The 16,528-nt window shown below is 69.0% G+C and carries 17 protein-coding genes; 9 read left to right on the top strand and 8 right to left on the bottom strand.

The window, feature by feature from the left end:
- Positions 1–42 precede the first annotated feature (42 nt).
- The 4 genes from msrQ to P1J78_RS17205 form a co-directional block, all read right to left on the bottom strand.
- Positions 43–657, bottom strand: coding sequence for a protein-methionine-sulfoxide reductase heme-binding subunit MsrQ (msrQ, locus tag P1J78_RS17220; RefSeq protein WP_275568613.1), 615 nt, complete (start codon positions 655–657; stop codon positions 43–45).
- A complete protein-coding gene (locus P1J78_RS17215; protein ID WP_275568612.1) occupies positions 654–1,181 on the bottom strand; it encodes a hypothetical protein in 528 nt (175 codons plus the stop codon). The genes msrQ and P1J78_RS17215 overlap by 4 nt, the downstream gene beginning before the upstream one ends.
- A gap of 5 nt (positions 1,182–1,186) precedes the next feature.
- Complete coding sequence (gene msrP / locus P1J78_RS17210) at positions 1,187–2,116, bottom strand: protein-methionine-sulfoxide reductase catalytic subunit MsrP (protein WP_275568611.1); 930 nt, start codon at positions 2,114–2,116, stop codon at positions 1,187–1,189.
- Positions 2,117–2,287: 171 nt separating this feature from the next.
- A complete protein-coding gene (locus P1J78_RS17205; RefSeq protein ID WP_275568615.1) occupies positions 2,288–3,757 on the bottom strand; it encodes an FMN-binding glutamate synthase family protein in 1,470 nt (489 codons plus the stop codon).
- Between the two features lie 273 nt (positions 3,758–4,030).
- Between P1J78_RS17205 and P1J78_RS17200 the strand changes: the two genes are divergently transcribed.
- Positions 4,031–4,528, top strand: a complete 498-nt coding sequence (locus tag P1J78_RS17200) for a fasciclin domain-containing protein (protein WP_275568610.1) — start codon at positions 4,031–4,033, stop codon at positions 4,526–4,528.
- Positions 4,529–4,881: 353 nt separating this feature from the next.
- Positions 4,882–5,124, top strand: a complete 243-nt coding sequence (locus tag P1J78_RS17195) for an EF-hand domain-containing protein (protein WP_275568609.1) — start codon at positions 4,882–4,884, stop codon at positions 5,122–5,124.
- Between the two features lie 187 nt (positions 5,125–5,311).
- On the opposite strand, the gene clpB is transcribed toward P1J78_RS17195, so the two are convergent.
- The gene (clpB, locus tag P1J78_RS17190) at positions 5,312–7,927 is read right to left on the bottom strand and encodes an ATP-dependent chaperone ClpB (protein ID WP_275568608.1); all 2,616 of its coding nucleotides are present in this window, start codon (positions 7,925–7,927) and stop codon (positions 5,312–5,314) included.
- A gap of 223 nt (positions 7,928–8,150) precedes the next feature.
- Between clpB and P1J78_RS17185 the strand changes: the two genes are divergently transcribed.
- From P1J78_RS17185 to lpxK, 7 genes are all read left to right on the top strand, one after another.
- Entirely contained in the window at positions 8,151–8,402 is a 252-nt protein-coding gene (locus P1J78_RS17185) for a hypothetical protein (protein WP_275568607.1), read from the top strand.
- Between the two features lie 52 nt (positions 8,403–8,454).
- Positions 8,455–9,180, top strand: coding sequence for an orotidine-5'-phosphate decarboxylase (gene pyrF, locus P1J78_RS17180; protein ID WP_275568606.1), 726 nt, complete (start codon positions 8,455–8,457; stop codon positions 9,178–9,180).
- 165 nt (positions 9,181–9,345) lie between these two features.
- Positions 9,346–10,692 carry a TldD/PmbA family protein gene (locus P1J78_RS17175; protein WP_275568605.1) on the top strand — a complete coding sequence of 449 codons (1,347 nt, stop codon included), beginning with the start codon at positions 9,346–9,348 and terminating at the stop codon, positions 10,690–10,692.
- Positions 10,679–11,458 carry a 3'(2'),5'-bisphosphate nucleotidase CysQ gene (locus P1J78_RS17170; protein ID WP_275568604.1) on the top strand — a complete coding sequence of 260 codons (780 nt, stop codon included), beginning with the start codon at positions 10,679–10,681 and terminating at the stop codon, positions 11,456–11,458. Before P1J78_RS17175 ends, P1J78_RS17170 begins: the two co-directional genes overlap by 14 nt.
- Before the next feature lie 87 nt (positions 11,459–11,545).
- Positions 11,546–11,791: a DUF4170 domain-containing protein gene (locus P1J78_RS17165; protein WP_275568603.1), complete on the top strand. Its 246-nt coding sequence runs from the start codon at positions 11,546–11,548 to the stop codon at positions 11,789–11,791.
- 10 nt (positions 11,792–11,801) lie between these two features.
- Positions 11,802–13,073, top strand: coding sequence for a 3-deoxy-D-manno-octulosonic acid transferase (locus tag P1J78_RS17160; RefSeq protein WP_275568602.1), 1,272 nt, complete (start codon positions 11,802–11,804; stop codon positions 13,071–13,073).
- The gene (gene lpxK, locus P1J78_RS17155; RefSeq protein WP_275568601.1) at positions 13,073–14,071 is read left to right on the top strand and encodes a tetraacyldisaccharide 4'-kinase; all 999 of its coding nucleotides are present in this window, start codon (positions 13,073–13,075) and stop codon (positions 14,069–14,071) included. Before P1J78_RS17160 ends, lpxK begins: the two co-directional genes overlap by 1 nt.
- A 4-nt stretch (positions 14,072–14,075) precedes the next feature.
- Here lpxK and P1J78_RS17150 read toward each other — a convergent pair whose 3' ends face one another.
- From P1J78_RS17150 to P1J78_RS17140, 3 genes are read right to left on the bottom strand one after another with little or no spacing between them, the layout of a single operon-like run.
- Positions 14,076–15,218, bottom strand: a complete 1,143-nt coding sequence (locus P1J78_RS17150) for a CaiB/BaiF CoA transferase family protein (RefSeq protein ID WP_275568600.1) — start codon at positions 15,216–15,218, stop codon at positions 14,076–14,078.
- Positions 15,218–15,919 carry a DsbA family protein gene (locus P1J78_RS17145; protein WP_275568599.1) on the bottom strand — a complete coding sequence of 234 codons (702 nt, stop codon included), beginning with the start codon at positions 15,917–15,919 and terminating at the stop codon, positions 15,218–15,220. The genes P1J78_RS17150 and P1J78_RS17145 overlap by 1 nt, the downstream gene beginning before the upstream one ends.
- Before the next feature lie 9 nt (positions 15,920–15,928).
- On the bottom strand, positions 15,929–16,450 hold the full coding sequence (locus P1J78_RS17140) for a DUF721 domain-containing protein (protein ID WP_275568598.1): 522 nt from the start codon (positions 16,448–16,450) through the stop codon (positions 15,929–15,931).
- Positions 16,451–16,528 lie beyond the last annotated feature (78 nt).

The following is a 16,528-nucleotide window of genomic DNA, read 5'->3' as shown; positions in this document are numbered from 1 at the left end:
GTGTCACCGGCCGCCGCCCCCATGTCCCGACTCGCAGCTCCGTCAGGCCCGCGCCATCGCCCGCCGTCGCTGAGGAACCCAGCGCAGCAGGAGCAGACCCACGATCGCAGCCATATAGAGCAACGGCTCGAACTGCAGCCCCTTCACCAGCCAGATGTAATGCAGCCCGCCGAGCAGCACCGCCGGATAGACAAGCTTGTGCAGCTTGCGCCATGCCGGCCCCAGCTTGCGCACCGACAGGTTGTTCGACGTCAGCGCCAGCGGGATCAGCAGCGCGAAGCCGGCCATGCCGATGGTGATGTACGGCCGCTTAACGATGTCGGCGAGAATCTGCGACCAGAGCCCGCGCATGTCGAGCAGGAGCCAGGCCAGCAGATGCAGGAAGACATAGAAGAACGCGATCACGCCGATGGCCCGGCGGTGCTTCATCAGATTGATCCTCAGATGCTGCCGCAAGGGCGTCACCGCGAGCCCCAGGATCAAAAGCTGCAGCGCGAACTCGCCCAGCTCGTGCTCCAGCGCCTTGATCGGCTCCACGCCCAGACCGCCGGTCAGGCCGAGATACAGCCACCAGGCCGCCGGGACAGGCGCCACGACATAAAGACACCACGGCGGCACCGCACGGATGGCCGCGTTCACCCGGTCGGTCAGCGTCATTCGAAGCTCTCCGCGCAGGCCCGAAGGCGGAAATCGCCGGGCTCGTTCGCCTGGTAGATGGCGCGCACGACAAGCCGGGCATAGCACTCCGCCGGCACCTCGTACGGCGCAAGGCCGCTGGCGATGGTGAAGACCTGGAACTCGCCGCCTTTCAGCTGCACATCGAAGGAGTCGACGGCATAGCCCTTTTCGCGGTTCTGGTCGTAGCGCTCGGCCAACTCGTCCGATTCAACGGCCCTGGCCAGCGCGATCCCCTGTTCCCAGTTCGCCACGAAGAACACGGCGACCTCGGCCTCGGCGGCACCGTCCTCTTCCATCCCGAAGATCCGGTCGATGACATTGGCGCCGTCGGCCCGCATCACCGCCTCCTTGAACCCGTCGGGCGCAGACATCGTCACGATGGTCACCGCTCCCTCCGCCCGCTCGATCAGCGGATTGTCCTCGGCGATGTCGGGCATGGCGGCGCCCGCCGGGTCGGCCAGCGCCGGCGCGGCGGCCACCAGGGTCGAAAGGATCGTCGTCATGCGCATCAGTAGTACCTGGACAGGTCCATACCTTCGTAGAGAGAGGCGACCTCTTCTTCGTAGCCGTTGAACATCTGCGTGGGAACCCTCTTGGCGAACAGGCCGCCGCCGACCTTGCGCTCGGTCGCCTGGCTCCAGCGCGGATGGTCCACGTTCGGATTCACATTGGCATAGAAGCCGTACTCGCTCGGCTGCAGCATGTTCCAGGTGGTGGGCGGTTCCTTGTCTGTCAGGCTGATCTTCACGATCGACTTGATCGACTTGAACCCGTACTTCCACGGCACGACCAGCCGGATCGGCGCGCCGTTCTGCTTCGGCATCGGCTCGTCGTACAGGCCCGTCGCCATGATCGTCAGCGGGTTCATCGCCTCGTCCAGCCGCAGCCCCTCGCGATAGGGCCACTCCAGGATCGGCCGCTTCTGCGCCCACATCTCCTCGGGCCGCACCAGCGTCTCGAAGGCCACGTATTTCGCGCCGTCCTGCACGCCCACGCGGTTCAGCAGGTCGGCCAGTTCGAACCCGACCCACGGGACGACCATCGACCACGCCTCGACACAGCGGAACCGGTAGATGCGTTCCTCCAGCGTCATGCCGGAGACCAGGTCGTCGAAGGAATAGTCGCCCGGCTTGTCGACCATCCCGTCGATGGTGACGGTCCAGGGGTCGATGGTCAGCGCGTCGGCATACTCGGCCGGGTCACCCTTGCCGGTGCCGAACTCGTAGAAGTTGTTGTAGCTGGTGATCTCCTCGAAGGTGTTGGGCTCCATGTCGGTGGAGTATTCCGAGGGCACCGCGCCCAGATCGGCCAGCGCCGGGCCGGCGGCTCCGCCCAGCGCGGCGGCGCCAGCCCCGGCCATCAGCTGCCTGCGGTTCAGAAACGCCGCCTTCGGCGTGATGTCGGACCAGTTCAGATCGTTCTTCCAGCGACCAGCCATCGTCTTCCTCCGTTCCTCCGCCTATCCTCAGGAATACGGCCCTGGCGGAAAAAATCAAAAACACTCCCGGTCACATCGCTGTCGGAGATGTTTCAGGCCATGCATCCCATCGTTCACAGAAGACAGTTCGCTGTGCGGGCCGAAGCGTTACGTCTCCTCTCCGGTCTGTGATCAGGCGCCAATCTCGTGCATCGGCACGGACACGCCCCGGTCGGTCACGATCCGCACATGCCGCCGCCGCATCTGCCGCGGCTCGCTGACACCGACGGAATGGGCGATGGTCTCGACCTCCTTCACGATCCCTTTCGCGTAATGCGCCACCTTCATGTACTTGTCCTCGACCACCAGCCCACGCTGAAGCCGTCGATCGTGGGTCGTGACCCCCGTCGGGCATGTGTTGCGGTTGCACTTCATCGCCTGGATGCAGCCGACCGAGAACATGAACCCCCGCGCCGACACCACAAAGTCGGCGCCGGCGCACAGCGCCCAGGCGACGTCGGAGGGATTGATCAGCTTGCCGCTGGCGATCAGCCGGATGCGCTCCTTCAGGCCGTGTTCCCGCAGCAGGTCCGCCACCACCGGCAGCGCCTCGCGGATCGAGACGCCGACCAGGTCGATCAGCGGCATCGGAGACGCCCCCGTGCCGCCCTCGCCGCCGTCGATCGTGATGAAGTCCGGCGCACTCTCCTCGCCGCGCGCGCGGATCAGCGCCATGAGTTCGCCCAGCGGCTCGGCCGCGCCGAGCACCGTCTTGATCCCCACCGGCTTGCCGGTCACCTCCCGCACATGGGCGACCATGTCCAGAAGATCGCCCCAGTCGTCCACCTCGATATGGCGGTTCGGGGACAGGCTGGACTGGCCGGCCGGAATCCCGCGGATCGACGCGATCTCGGACGTCACCTTCTCGGCGGGCAGGATGCCGCCCTTGCCGGGCTTGGCCCCCTGCGCCAGCTTGATCTCGAACATCTTCACCTGCTCGTGCGCCGCCAGCTCGCGCAGCTTGTCGTCGCTCAGCCGCCCGGCCTCGTCGCGGACCCCGTATTTCGCCGTGCCGATCTGAAACACCAGGTCCGCCCCGCCTTCCAGGTGCCAGGGCGACAGCCCGCCCTCGCCGGTGTTCATCCAGATGCCCGCCTCCTTGGCACCGCGGCTCAACGCCCGGACCGCGGGCCGCGACAGGGCGCCATAGCTCATGCCCGAGATGTTGAAGAAGGACGGCGCGCGATAGGGCTGTTTCGCGTAGGGTCCGATCGTCAGCGGTTCGCTACTGGCATACTGGTCGTCCACCGGCGGGAAGGCCGCGTTCACGAAGATCGGCGTGCCGACCACGTTCAGGTTGCGCGTCGACCCGAAGGCGACAGTGTTGCCGGTGCCCGAGGACGCGCGCTTCACCCAGTCGCGTTGCGCCCGGTTGAACGGCATCTCCTCGCGGTCCATCGCGAAGAAATACTGGCGGAAGAACTCGCCCAGCTCGGTGAACAGGTGCCGGAACCGCCCGATGACGGGATAGTTGCGCCGGACCGCGTCCGCCGTCTGGCTCCGGTCGATCAGGTAGAACGCCAAGGCCAGCGCCACGACCGCGCCAATCGTGAGGACGAAGACCAGCGCCATCACCTCCAGCGCGCGGGCGACGATTTCCATGTAGAGCATCAGCGACCTCCCCAGCGAATGCATCGCCACTGTCGGAAGATCGGCCGGCCGCCGCAAGCACCTCGCGCCGGCGGTACGCGCTCACACCCGTTCACCGGCGATCAAACGAATGTGCGTTGCCCGGCGCGGGCGGCGCGGCTTAGCGCGGCTTGCCCGCCCGTCAAGACGACCAAGGACGGGATTCTTCCTCATCCACCACGGCTGCGGCCGCGTAGCCCCCGCGATGCCAACACGGGCATCCTCATGCAAAGAGGGAGAAATCACATGCTTCGCAGAACCATGCTTTCGATGACCGCCGCAACCCTGATGGCGGGGACCGCGTTCGCCGGCAGCCATTCCAGCGACGAGATGTCGATGGATATCGTCGAGACCGCGCAGGAGGCCGGCAGCTTTTCGACCCTTCTGGCCGCGGTCGAGGCCGCCGGCCTGGTCGACACGCTGAAGGGCGAGGGTCCGTTCACCGTCTTCGCCCCGACCAACGCCGCCTTCGAGGCGCTGCCCGAAGGCACCGTCGCGTCGCTTCTGGAGCCGGAGAACAAGGACCAGCTGACGGCGATCCTCACCTACCACGTGGTGCCGGGCAAGGTGATGTCGGGCGATCTGTCCAACAACATGATGGCCGAGACCGTGCAGGGCTCGGAGGTCACGATCATGACCGAGGGCGGCGTGATGGTCGATGACGCCAATGTCGTGACGCCGGATATCGAGGCGTCGAACGGCGTGATCCACGTGATCGACAAGGTGATCATGCCCGAGGGCTGACACCGATGCGCATAGACCGGGCGGGGTAAGGTGTCCTCTGTCCGGTTCGGCGGGGCCGGTCGCTGGGTTGCAGTCTCCTTCATCCGGCCGGTCTCCGCCGATAGGGGGGGCGTCGCGTTTTGTCGGCGCCCCCTTGCCAGTCCGGCGCATCGGCGCCGGCCCGGTTCCGCCAATTGCGGCCGTCCCCGTTTTGCCGCGCGGAACGCCGCGCGCCACGCAACCGGTTTCCCGCGGGACGGCGCCCAGCAAAGCCGAATTCGCCAATAACGGGTGCACCGCACCGATGCGGGGGTCATGGTCCAGCTGCGCCCGGGCAGTCCGGTGCGCAACCACAACATGATGGAGGAAGACCCATGAAACCCGCAATCATCGCGTTCACCATCCTGGCGGCCTCGACCTCGGCCTTCGCGCTGACCATGGAAGAAACCGACGCGGACGGTGACGGCGCCCTGTCCCTGTCCGAAATCCAGTCGCTCTATCCGGAGGTCACCGGCGAGACGTTCGACTCCGCCGATACCGATGCCGACGGCGTGATCAGCCCCGAGGAACTGGCCACGGCCCAGGAGATGGGGCTGCTGCCCGCCGACCAGAGCTGACCGACTGCCCCGGTCCGGACGGGCACGGCAGGACGCGCGACCCTTCCCCAGGTAGCCAAGCCGAACGAGCCTCCCGCCCGCGAAGATGTCCGGGCCGCCCAGCAGACCCCGCCGGCTTCGGCCGGCGGGGACCCAAGAAAAAAGCCCCGCCGGAAACGGCGAGGCCGATTTAGTTCATGTCACCGGATCAGTGCAGAACCGCGTCTTCCGGCGGCTGCCGGTTCGAGGCCGAGACCCGGTCGCCGATGATCAGCCCGTCGCTTCCGGCCGACACCGGCACCGTGTCGCCGTCGCGGACATCGCCGGCCAGCAGCATCTCGGCAAGCCGGTCCTGCAGCGCCTTCTGGATCACCCGCTTCAGCGGCCGCGCGCCGTAGACGGGGTCGTACCCCTCGTCGGCCAGCCACTTCCGCGCGCCGTCGTCCAGCTCCAGCGTGATGTTGCGCTGCGCCAGCCGCTTGATCAGCCGGCCCATCTGGATGTCGACGATGCCGTCCATGTCGTCGCGCGTCAGGCGGTCGAAGACGATCATGTCGTCCAGACGGTTCAGGAATTCCGGCCGGAAATGCGCCCGCACCGCATCCATCACGTCGCGCCGCGCCTGGCTGGCATCCGCCCCCTCGGGCAGTTGCGACAGCGCCTGCGAGCCGAGGTTCGAGGTCAGCACGATCAGCGTCTGCTTGAAGTCCACGTGATGCCCCTGCCCGTCGGTCAGCATGCCGTCGTCCAGCACCTGCAACAGCACGTTGAACACCTCGGGATGCGCCTTCTCGACCTCGTCGAACAGCACGACCTGGTAGGGCCGCCGCCGCACGGCTTCGGTCAGCACACCGCCTTCGTCATAGCCGACATAGCCCGGAGGCGCGCCGATCAGGCGCGAGACCGAGTGTTTCTCCATGAACTCGGACATGTCGATGCGGACCATCGCCTTGTCGTCGTCGAACAGGTACTCGGCCAGCGCCTTGGTCAGCTCGGTCTTGCCGACGCCGGTGGGGCCGAGGAACAGGAACGAGCCCAGCGGCCGGTGTTCGTCCTGCAGGCCGGCCCGCGCGCGGCGGACGGCGTTCGACACCGCCGTCACGGCGGCTCTCTGGCCGATCACGCGCTTGCCGAGTTCGGTCTCCATCTGCAGCAGCTTCTCGCGCTCGCCTTCCAGCATCTTCGACGTCGGAATGCCGGTCCACCGCTCGACGACCTGGGCGATCTGCTCAGGCCGCACGGCCTCCTCGACCATGACTTCGTCTTCGGCTTCCTCCGCCGCGTTCAGCTGTTTCTCCAGCTGCGGGATCACGCCATAGCTGAGTTCCCCCGCGCGCTGCAGGTTGCCCTCGCGCTTGGCGGTCTCCAGCTCGATCCGCGCCCGGTCCAGCTGTTCCTTCAGGTCGCGGGCCTCGTTCAGCTTGTCGCGCTCCGACTGCCACTTGGCCGTCATCTCCGCCGACTTCTGCTGCAACTCGGAGAGCTCCTTTTCCAGCCGCTCCAGCCGGTCCTTCGAGGCCGAGTCGTCCTCTTTCTTCAGCGCCTCCTGCTCGATCTGCATCTGCAGGATCTGCCGGTCCAGCTGGTCCAGTTCCTCGGGCTTGGAATCCACCTCCATCCGCAGGCGGCTGGCGGCCTCGTCCACAAGGTCGATGGCCTTGTCCGGCAGGAACCGGTCGGTGATGTAGCGATGCGACAGCGTCGCCGCCGCGACCAGCGCGGAGTCCGAGATCCGCACGCCGTGGTGCAGCTCGTACTTCTCCTTGATGCCGCGCAGGATCGACACGGTGTCCTCCACCGTCGGCTCGTCCACCATCAGCGGCTGGAACCGGCGGGCCAGCGCCGCGTCCTTCTCGACATGCTTGCGGTATTCGTCCAGCGTCGTCGCGCCCACGCAGTGCAACTCGCCCCGCGCCAGCGCCGGCTTGATCAGGTTGGCCGCGTCCATCGCGCCGTCGGTCTTGCCCGCGCCCACAAGCGTGTGCATCTCGTCGATGAACAGGATGATCTCGCCCGCCGCCGCGGTGATCTCGGAGAGGATCGCCTTCAGCCGCTCCTCGAACTCGCCGCGATACTTCGCGCCGGCGATCAGCGCGCCCATGTCGAGCGCCATCAGCTTCTTGTTGCGCAAGCTCTCCGGCACGTCGCCGTTCACGATCCGAAGGGCAAGGCCCTCGGCAATCGCCGTCTTGCCGACGCCGGGATCGCCGATCAGAACGGGGTTGTTCTTGGTCCGGCGCGACAGAACCTGCATCGCGCGGCGGATTTCCTCGTCGCGGCCGATGATCGGGTCGATCTTGCCCTGCTCGGCCGCCTCGGTCAGGTCGCGCGCGTATTTCTTCAGCGCGTCATAGCCTTCCTCGGCGCTCGCCGAGTCGGCGGTCCGGCCCTTGCGCAGGTCGTTGATCGCGGCGTTCAGCGACTGCGCCGACACCGCGCCGGCCTCCAGCGCTTCCTTCGCCTTCGACTTCACGACGGCCAGCGCCGTCAGCATCCGCTCGACGGGGACGAAACTGTCGCCCGCCTTGGTCGCGATCTTCTCGGCCTCGTCCAGGACCTTGGCCGTCTGCCGGTCCAGATAGGTCTGCCCCGCGTCGCCCGACACCTGCGGCAGCTTCGCCAGCGCCGCGTCGACCGCCTCGACCACCCGTTCGGGGGCGCCGCCGGCGTTCTTGATCAGGTTCGATGCCAGACCCTGATCGTCGTCCATCAATGCTTTCAGCAGATGCTCGGGAGCCAGCGCCTGGTGGTTCTCCCGCGTGGCGATCGTCTGCGCCGCCTGCAGGAAGCCGCGCGACCGCTCCGTGAACTTCTCCAAGTTCATCGTCGTCTCCTTCTGTTAAGCGCCTGGCGCCTGAACGCCCGTTCATACAGCACGCCCAGGCAATGGCCTCGGGGAATAGGTGGACAGCGCGACAGGGGGTTTCAAGACGGCGTGATGTCGGAAAATTGAAAGAATTCGGAAACCTTTTATGGGTCTCGCGCGTCTGATCCGTGAACCGGCCGCACGGGCCGCGACATAATGACGAGCAGTCGAAAGGTACATCATGCGCGTGCTGGATACCCAAGTGAGCGAGATGGTTTACGACGCCGATTTCGGGCGGGTCGAGGCCGACGTCTTGCTGATCGTGAAACCGCAGCCCGGCCAGCCGGCCCGCCGTCTGTCGCTGCGGACCAGCCAGCCGCTGCGCGGCGCCGCCCCCCTGAACGAGCGCCTGGCGGCCGACGCCATCCGGCTCGCCGAACGGATGGTCGCGCCCGCCCCCGCCCCGCGCGAACCGCTGGCCCGGGCCGCTTGACGCACGGGGCCTCTCGGGGGACACAGGCGCACCCACGCCACAGGAGTCCCCGATGCCCCAGCCCCCGACGACCGCCACCAAGGGCCTTGCCGACGACCGCCTGATCGTGGCGATGGACGTGCCCAACGCGGTGGCCGGGCTGGACCTGGCCGAGCGGCTGGGCGACGCGGTGTCGTTCTACAAGATCGGGCTCGGCATGCTGACGGGCGGCGGGCTGGCGCTGGCCAACGAGCTGAAGCAGGAACACGGCAAGCGCATCTTCCTGGACATGAAGCTGTTCGACATCTCGGCCACGATCGAGGCCGCGGTGCACGGGCTGGCGCAGTTCGGGCTGGATTTCCTGACGGTGCAGGGCGACCCTGCGGTGGTTGCCGCCGCGAAGGAAGGCGCCGGCGGAACCGGCCTGAAGATCCTCGCCGTCACCGTGCTGACCTCCTACGACCGCAGCGACCTCGACGCCGCGCAGATGCGGCCGGGCGAGGTATCGGAGATCGTCCTGTCCCGCGCCGCCGCCGCCTTCGACGCCGGCGCCGACGGGGTCATCGCCTCGCCGCACGAGGCCGCAGCCATCCGCGCCCTGCCCCAGGCCGCCGGCCGGCTGATCGTCACCCCCGGCGTCCGGCCGGCGGGCGCCGAGCGCGGCGACCAGAAGCGCGTCGCCACCCCGGCGCAGGCCATCGCCGACGGCGCGGATCATATCGTGGTGGGCCGCCCCGTGTGGACGGCGCAGGACCCCCGGGCGGCGGCGCAGGCCATCGTCGCGGAACTCGGGGGCTGACCGGCCGCAATCAAGCGGGGCGCCTGCGGCGCAAGCCTTTTCTTCGTTGGGGGCCAGCCCCCAAACCCCCGGGATATTTCGGACCAGAAGAAACCCGGACCTCGCTTGCAGGGTCTCCGGCGCCGGACTAGGTGAGTGGGGCCACATCGCGAGGGAACCCCGTCCATGTCCGACCGTCTCGAAACCCTGACGTCCCGCCTGCTCGACGCCGCCCGAACGGCCGGCGCCGAGGCCGCGGATGCCATCGCCGTCGACGCGACCTCGCTGTCCATCGACGTGCGCGGCGGCGCGTTGGAACAGGCGGAGCGGTCGGAGGGCACCGATATCGGCCTGCGGGTGCTGGTCGGGCGGCGGCAGGCCAGCGTCTCGGCCTCCGATATCTCGGACGCGACGGTGCAGGCGATGGCGGAGCGCGCCGTCGCCATGGCGCGCGAGGCGCCGGAAGACCCCTATGCCGGCCTCGCCGCCCCCGACCAGCTCGCCCGCGACTGGGACGTCGCCGCGCTGGACCTCGCCGACCCCACGCCCGAGCCGGACCCGCAGGCGCTGGAGGAAATCGCGCGCCGGGTCGAGGCGGCCGCGACCGCCGTGCATGGCGTCAGCCAGAGCGACGGCGCCAGCGCCGGTTTCGGCCGCCGCACCGTCCACCTGGCGGCGACCAACGGCTTCTCCGGCGGCTACCAGCGCACCAGCCACGGCCGCGCCTGCACCGCGATCACCGGCGAGGGCACCGCGATGGAGCGCGATTACGCCTTCGAATCCCGCCTGCACGCCGCCGACCTGCCGGAGGCCGAGGAGATCGGCCGCCTCGCCGGCGACCGCGCCGCCGCCCGCGCCGGCGCGCGCAAGCCGCCCTCGGGCGCATTTCCGGTGCTCTACGACGAGCGTGTCGCCTCGGGGCTGATCGGCCACCTGCTGTCGGCGATCAACGGCACCGCCGTCGCGCGCGGTGCCTCCTGGCTGCGCGGCGCGATGGACGAGGCCGTCCTGCCCGAGGCGCTGACCCTGACCGAGGATCCTTTCCGCCCCCGCGCCACCGGCTCGCGCCCTTTCGACGCCGAAGGGCTGCCGACCGCGCGCCGCGACATCGTCGCAAACGGCGTCCTGCGCGACTGGATCCTCGACCTCGCCACCGCACGCAAGCTGGGCCTCGCCAGCACCGGCAACGCCAGCCGGGGCCCCGGCCACCCGCCCTCGCCCAGCCCGCACAATGTCGAGCTGACCCAAGGGCCGAAAAGCCCCGACGAACTGATGGCCGAGATGGGAACCGGCCTGCTGGTGACCTCGCTCATCGGCGCGTCGATCAACCCAACCACGGGCGACTATTCCCGCGGCGCCAGCGGCTTCTGGATCGAGAACGGCAACATCGCCTACCCGGTGAACGAATGCACGCTGGCCGGGAACCTGCGCGACATGCTGCTGCGGCTCACCCCGGCGAACGACGCCCGCCCGCACCGCAGCCACCGGGTGCCGTCGCTGCTGGTCGAGGGCCTGACCCTTGCCGGAGCATGACCTCGCGCTGCTGATCCAGGCCGCGCGGGACGCCGCGCCGATCGCCAACAGCTACTGGAACACCGATCAGCGCGTGACCCACAAGGAGGACGGCGCCGGCCCGGTCAGCGCGGGCGACATCGCCGTCGACACCTACCTGCGCGAGACGCTGACCGCCGCGCGTCCCGGTTACGGCTGGCTCAGCGAAGAGACCGAGGACGACCCCGCCCGCCTCGCCGCCGAGCGGGTGTTCATCGTCGACCCGATCGACGGCACCCGCGCCTATGTCGACGGCCAGACGACCTGGGCGCATTCGCTCGCCGTGGTCGAGCGGGGCGAAACGACCGCCGCCGTCGTCTTCCTGCCGCAGCACGACAAGCTCTACGCGGCCGGACGCGGCACCGGCGCCACGCTGAACGGCACCCCGATCCGCGCCGGCACCGCCGCCGATCCGACCGGCGCGAACGTCCTGGCCTCCCGCCCGCTCTTCTCCGCCGAGAACTGGACCGGCGAGGTTCCGGCGATGAAGCGCCACTTCCGCCCCTCGCTGGCCTACCGCCTCTGCCTCGTCGCCGAGGGCCGGTTCGACGCGATGCTGACGCTCCGCCCGACATGGGACTGGGACATCGCCGCCGGCAGCCTGATCGTGACCGAGGCCGGCGGGCGCGTGACCGACGCCGCCGGCCATCCGCTGCGCTTCAACAGCGCCAGCGCCTCCAGCCCCGGCGCCATCGCCGCGCCCGCGCCGCTGCACGCTGCGCTGCTGGCCCGGCTCGCCCCCCGCTGACCCGGCGCCCGCCGCGACGCGCGATTGGCCTTTTCCCGTGCGGATCGCTTGACTAGGTATGATCCGACCGCAAAGGAAGGAGTTTCCATGGCACAGCGACTGCACCTCGTCTTCGGCGGCGAGCTCGTCGATCCCTCCAAGACCGTGTTCGAGAACGTCGACGAGATCGACATCGTCGGCATCTTCCCCGACTACGCCAGCGCCTACGACGCCTGGAAGGACGCGGCGCAACGCACGGTGGACAACGCGCATATGCGCTATTTCATCGCCCACCTGCACCGGCTGCGCGACGAGGGGGCCGAAGCCTCGTCGACGGAGGAGCTCGAAAGCTGACAGCCGCCGCATGGGAAAGTCGCTGTCGCTAAAACTGTATCTGGCCACCCGCGCCCGCTCCGACCGGGCCGCGCGGCGGGCCATGGCCCGTGCGACACCGGCCGAGGACGGCGCGTCGCCGGAAAAGGAGCGCGCCGGCCACGCGACGGTGCAGCGCCCGCCGGGGCCGGTGATCTGGGTGCATTCCGGACAGGACCGGCATGCGCTGGCCGCGCGCGAACTGGCCCACCGTCTGCGGATGGAGCGCGAGGAATTGAGCTTCGTCTTCACGACCTCCGCGGCACGGCGGCGCGCGTCCCTGCCGGGAATGGCCTCTCAGATCGCTCCCGACGAGTCGCTGCCGGCGATACGGCGGTTCCTCAATCACTGGAGCCCGGCCCTGTCGCTCTGGACCGAGCCCGACATCCGCCCCGCGATGGCCAGCGAGACGGCGGCGCGCGGCGTGTCCCTGATGCTCGTCGACGCGCACACCGCCCCGCCGGACCCGCCCGGCTGGCGGTTCTGGCCCGGATTGGCGGGCACCGTGCTTGCCCCGTTCGGCCAAGTCATCACCGGCGACGCCATGAAGGCCGGCGCGCTGCGCCGGATGGGCGCGGACCCCGCCCGCATCGAGATGACCGGCTATCTGGAGGAAGGGACGGCCGCCCTGCCCTGCGATCACGCGGAGCGGGAATCGCTGGCAGCTGCCCTGTCGGGGCGGCCCGTCTGGCTGGCCGCGCGCACCGCCGACCACGAGATCGAACCGGTGCTGGAGGCGCACCGCAACGCGCTTCGGCAGACGCACCGGCTGCTGCTGATCCTGGTGCCCGAGGACGCCGAGGGCGGCCGGCATTTGACCGAGGCGATCCGCGACCAGGGCTTCGCGACGGCATTGCGGTCCGACGGCGTGGCGCCGGACCCCGACACGCAGATCTATATCGCGGACACGCTGGGCGAGTTGGGCCTGTGGTACAGGCTCGCCGCCGTTTCGTTCCTCGGCCAGTCGCTGGAGGCGTCGGGCGGCGTCAACCCGTTCGAGGCCGCGGCGCTCGGCTCGGCGATGATCCACGGGCCGAACGTGCGGAACTTCCGGCGGGCCTACGGCCGGCTCGCCTCGGCCGGCGCCACGCGCATGGTCCGCAACCAGGCACAGCTCTCCGCGGCGCTGGAAGAGCTGTTGTCGCCGGAGGCCGCCGCCGAGATGGCGCACGAGGCCTGGAAGGTCTGCTCCGCCGGGGCCGAGGTGACGGATCGCGCGATGGACCTCATTCTGACCGAGCTCGACGAACGGGAAACGGCCTGATGCGCCCGCCGCGGTTCTGGTCGGCGTCGCCGGATCGTCCCGGCTGGCAGGCGGCCGCGCTGTCGCCGCTGGCCGCGATCTACGCCGGCGCCACCGCGCGGCGGGTCGCGCAGGACGGCTATCGCGCCGCCGTCCCGGTGATCTGCGTGGGCAACCTGAACGCCGGCGGCACCGGCAAGACCCCCACGGTCATCGCGCTGCTGCAGCGGCTGCGGGACCGGGGCGTCGCCGCCCATGTGGTCAGCCGCGGCTATCGCGGAACGGCCGGGGGGCCGCTCCAGGTCGACGAACGCCGCCACCGGGCCGGGCAGGTCGGCGACGAGCCGCTTCTGATCGCCGCCTTCGGGCCGGTCTGGGTTTCCAAGGACCGTGCCGCCGGCGTCCGCGCAGCCGAAGCCGCCGGCGCGCAACTCGTTCTTCTGGACGACGGGTTTCAGTCCCCCGCCGTCGAGAAGGACCTCGCGATCATCGTGGTCGATGCACGGGCGGGGTTCGGCAACGGGCGGGTGATTCCCGCCGGACCGCTGCGCGAGCCGGTCGGGGCCGGGCTGGCACGGGCCGACGCCCTGCTGTCGCTGGGCGACGCGGCGGCGCAGCAAAGCTTCGCCGCGCGCTGCGGCGAGGCCATCGCCGTGCCGCATATCCGGGGCCGGCTGGAACCGTTGCAGACGGGCATGGACTGGACGGGGCTCGACGTGCTGGCCTTCGCGGGAATCGGGCATCCGGAGAAGTTCTTCGCCACCCTGCGCGGCCTTGGCGCCAACCTGAAGCGCGCGGAACCCCTGGGCGACCACCAGCCGCTGACCGAACCGCTGATGCGGCGGCTGGAGCACGAGGCGTCGCTGCTCGGCTCCCAGCTCGTGACGACCGAAAAGGACGCCGTCCGGCTGCCGAAATCCTTCCGCCAGAAAGTGCTTACCTTGCCCGTGCGGCTGACGCTGGAGGACTGGACCGCCTTCGACGCCCTGCTGCCGGTCGTGGAACCGACACGCGCCTGACCGGTCAGCCCCGTTTCAGTTCCGATCGGATCTCCGCGCCATGCTCGTCCAGCTCCGGCGACGGCCGTTCCAGCTTCGGCTCGGCGTCGGAGAACCGGAACGGCGGGCGCACCGTCGGCACGCCGTCGAGCTCCATCCGCAACCCGCGATGCACGATCTGCGGATCGGCGAAGACCTCGCCCAGGTCGTTGATCGGCCCCGCCGGGATCCCCCGCGCCTCGCAATCGGCAAGCAGATCGGCCTTGTCGCGCGTCAGCGTCTCAGCCGTCAGCGCCGCGATCAGCCGCTCGCGGTTGGCGATCCGGTCGGCGTTCGACGCGAAGTCCGGGTCGTCCTTCAGCTCCGGCAGACCCAGCATGTCGCACAGCCGCTGGAACTGCGCATCGTTGCCGGTGGCGATGATCATGTAGCCGTCGGCACAGTCGAAGACCTGGTAGGGCACCAGGTTCTGATGCGCGTTGCCGATCCGCTGCGGCGGCTGGCCCGTGGTCAGGTAATTCATCGCCTGGTTCGCCGTGACCGCCGTGGCCACGTCCAGAAGCGCCATGTCGATATGCTGGCCGCGCCCGGTCTCGTGCCGCCGGTGGACCGCCGCGAGGATGGCGGAGACCGAGTAGAGCCCGGTGAAGATGTCGGAAATCGCCACGCCGCATTTCTGCGGCTGCCCCTCCGGGTCGCCGGTGATCGACATCAGCCCGGACATGCCCTGGATGATATAGTCGTAGCCGGCGCGATGCGCATAAGGCCCGTCCTGCCCGAACCCGGTGATCGAGCAGTAGATCAGCCGCGGATTGATCGCCGACAGGCTTTCGTAATCCAGCCCGTATTTCGCCAGCCCGCCGACCTTGAAGTTCTCGATCAGTATGTCGGCGCCGGCGGCAAGCTGGCGGACGATGTCCTGCCCCGCCTCGGTCCGGAAATCCACGGCGATGGAACGCTTGCCCCGGTTGCAGCCGTGGAAATAGGCGGCCGAACGGTCGCCCTCGCGCTCCACGAAGGGCGGGCCCCAGCGGCGGGTGTCGTCGCCCTCGGGGCTTTCGACCTTGATGACCTCGGCGCCCAGGTCCGACAGAGTCTGACCGGCCCAGGGGCCGGCCAGGATACGCGCTAGTTCGACGACCCGAAGGCCGGCCAGCGGCGCCGTCATCAGTTGTCCAGCATTCCGTCCAGCGTCTCGGCGAACTCGTCATAGGGCATGTTCGAGTATTTCTCGCCGTTGATGATGAAGGACGGGGTGGAGTTGATCTCGTCCGCCTCGGCGTTCTCCTGGAACACCTGCACCAGGGCCTGCGCCATCTCGGCATCCTGCAGGCAGGCATCCACCTGCTCGGCCGAAAGCCCGGCGGTGCGGCCGATCTTCGACAGGTTCTCGGCGATGCCGGCCGGCGACTCGGCGTCGAGCCACTGCTTCTGCTGGTCGAACATGATGCTCATCAGCCCGAAGTACCGCTTCTCCGCGGTCTCCATCTCCGCTTCGTCCGCGTCGTCGCCCCGCGGCATTCCGCAGCGCGCCAGCATGCCGGCCCACAGGCCGAAACGATCGAAATAGACCTCGCGGTACACGAACTCGATCTTTCCGGTGTCGATGTAGTTTTCCTTGAGCTGCGGATACACGTTCTTGTGGAAGTTCGCGCAGTGCGGGCAGGTGGCCGAAGCGTATTCGATCACCGTGACCGGCGCGTCCGGGTCGCCCTGCGTCATTTCCTTGACGATGGAGGTGTCGACCTCGCCCTCCTGTGCCTCGGCCGCCCCGAAGGCGGTCAGGCTGCCGGAGTTCGACGTTGGCCAGAACAGCACGGCGCCCAGCGCAAGCGCAAGGGCACCGGCAAGCGGGAAGAGTTTGTTCATCGGTCTGCCTCAGTTGTTTCTGTGTCGGGATAGGACGTTTTCGCCCAGCGCTTCAAGCGCCCGGCGCAGTCCGTCGTCGCTCACGGGGGCCGCGGCCTCGGACGCGGCGCGGCGCAGTTCGGGGTCCGGCGCCTTCGGCTCGGCCTTCGGGGCGGGGGCGAACTGCGCCTGTCCCTCGGCAAAGCCCGTGGGGGCCGTCTGGGTGATGCGGATGCGCGCGATGGCGGAATAGCCGTAGCAGGCGTTCACCTTCTCGCGCAGCCGGTCTTTCTGCATCTCCAGCATCGGCGCGTTGGCCCCGGTGGTCAGCACCGTCAGCGTCGCGCCGAAGCCGCCGCGGGCATAGCTGACATTCACCGGGCGTGCGATGGCGGCGGTCTCCTCGCCCACGATCTCGGCCCAGTGCGTCAGCAGGCGCGACACCGCGAAACCCCGCTTCTCGCCCACCTCGCGGATGCGGGTGGACAGCAGGCCCGAGGCCCGCTCGAACCCGCGCATGCGGCGGGGGTCCTTGCCATGCGGTTTCGTCATCTCTGGCACTCGCGCGTCATGGCGCTATCCTAACGGCCGCGTCGGTGCGGATGCCAGCGCAAAGCCTGTCGGGGAGCC

The organism is Psychromarinibacter sediminicola, assembly GCF_029168335.1.
Taxonomy (GTDB): domain Bacteria; phylum Pseudomonadota; class Alphaproteobacteria; order Rhodobacterales; family Rhodobacteraceae; genus Psychromarinibacter; species Psychromarinibacter sediminicola.
This window is presented reverse-complemented; position numbering and strand designations above follow the sequence as displayed.

Coding starts and splice junctions, on each gene's coding strand:
- P1J78_RS17195 (WP_275568609.1), top strand. CDS start 4,882: ATGAAACCCGCAATCATCGCGTTCACCATCCTGGCGGCCTCGACCTCG.
- P1J78_RS17150 (WP_275568600.1), bottom strand. CDS start 15,218: ATGACGGCGCCGCTGGCCGGCCTTCGGGTCGTCGAACTAGCGCGTATC.
- P1J78_RS17185 (WP_275568607.1), top strand. CDS start 8,151: ATGCGCGTGCTGGATACCCAAGTGAGCGAGATGGTTTACGACGCCGAT.
- P1J78_RS17145 (WP_275568599.1), bottom strand. CDS start 15,919: ATGAACAAACTCTTCCCGCTTGCCGGTGCCCTTGCGCTTGCGCTGGGC.
- pyrF (WP_275568606.1), top strand. CDS start 8,455: ATGCCCCAGCCCCCGACGACCGCCACCAAGGGCCTTGCCGACGACCGC.
- msrP (WP_275568611.1), bottom strand. CDS start 2,116: ATGGCTGGTCGCTGGAAGAACGATCTGAACTGGTCCGACATCACGCCG.
- clpB (WP_275568608.1), bottom strand. CDS start 7,927: ATGAACTTGGAGAAGTTCACGGAGCGGTCGCGCGGCTTCCTGCAGGCG.
- P1J78_RS17165 (WP_275568603.1), top strand. CDS start 11,546: ATGGCACAGCGACTGCACCTCGTCTTCGGCGGCGAGCTCGTCGATCCC.
- P1J78_RS17160 (WP_275568602.1), top strand. CDS start 11,802: ATGGGAAAGTCGCTGTCGCTAAAACTGTATCTGGCCACCCGCGCCCGC.
- lpxK (WP_275568601.1), top strand. CDS start 13,073: ATGCGCCCGCCGCGGTTCTGGTCGGCGTCGCCGGATCGTCCCGGCTGG.
- P1J78_RS17205 (WP_275568615.1), bottom strand. CDS start 3,757: ATGGAAATCGTCGCCCGCGCGCTGGAGGTGATGGCGCTGGTCTTCGTC.
- msrQ (WP_275568613.1), bottom strand. CDS start 657: ATGACGCTGACCGACCGGGTGAACGCGGCCATCCGTGCGGTGCCGCCG.
- P1J78_RS17200 (WP_275568610.1), top strand. CDS start 4,031: ATGCTTCGCAGAACCATGCTTTCGATGACCGCCGCAACCCTGATGGCG.
- P1J78_RS17175 (WP_275568605.1), top strand. CDS start 9,346: ATGTCCGACCGTCTCGAAACCCTGACGTCCCGCCTGCTCGACGCCGCC.
- P1J78_RS17215 (WP_275568612.1), bottom strand. CDS start 1,181: ATGACGACGATCCTTTCGACCCTGGTGGCCGCCGCGCCGGCGCTGGCC.
- P1J78_RS17140 (WP_275568598.1), bottom strand. CDS start 16,450: ATGACGAAACCGCATGGCAAGGACCCCCGCCGCATGCGCGGGTTCGAG.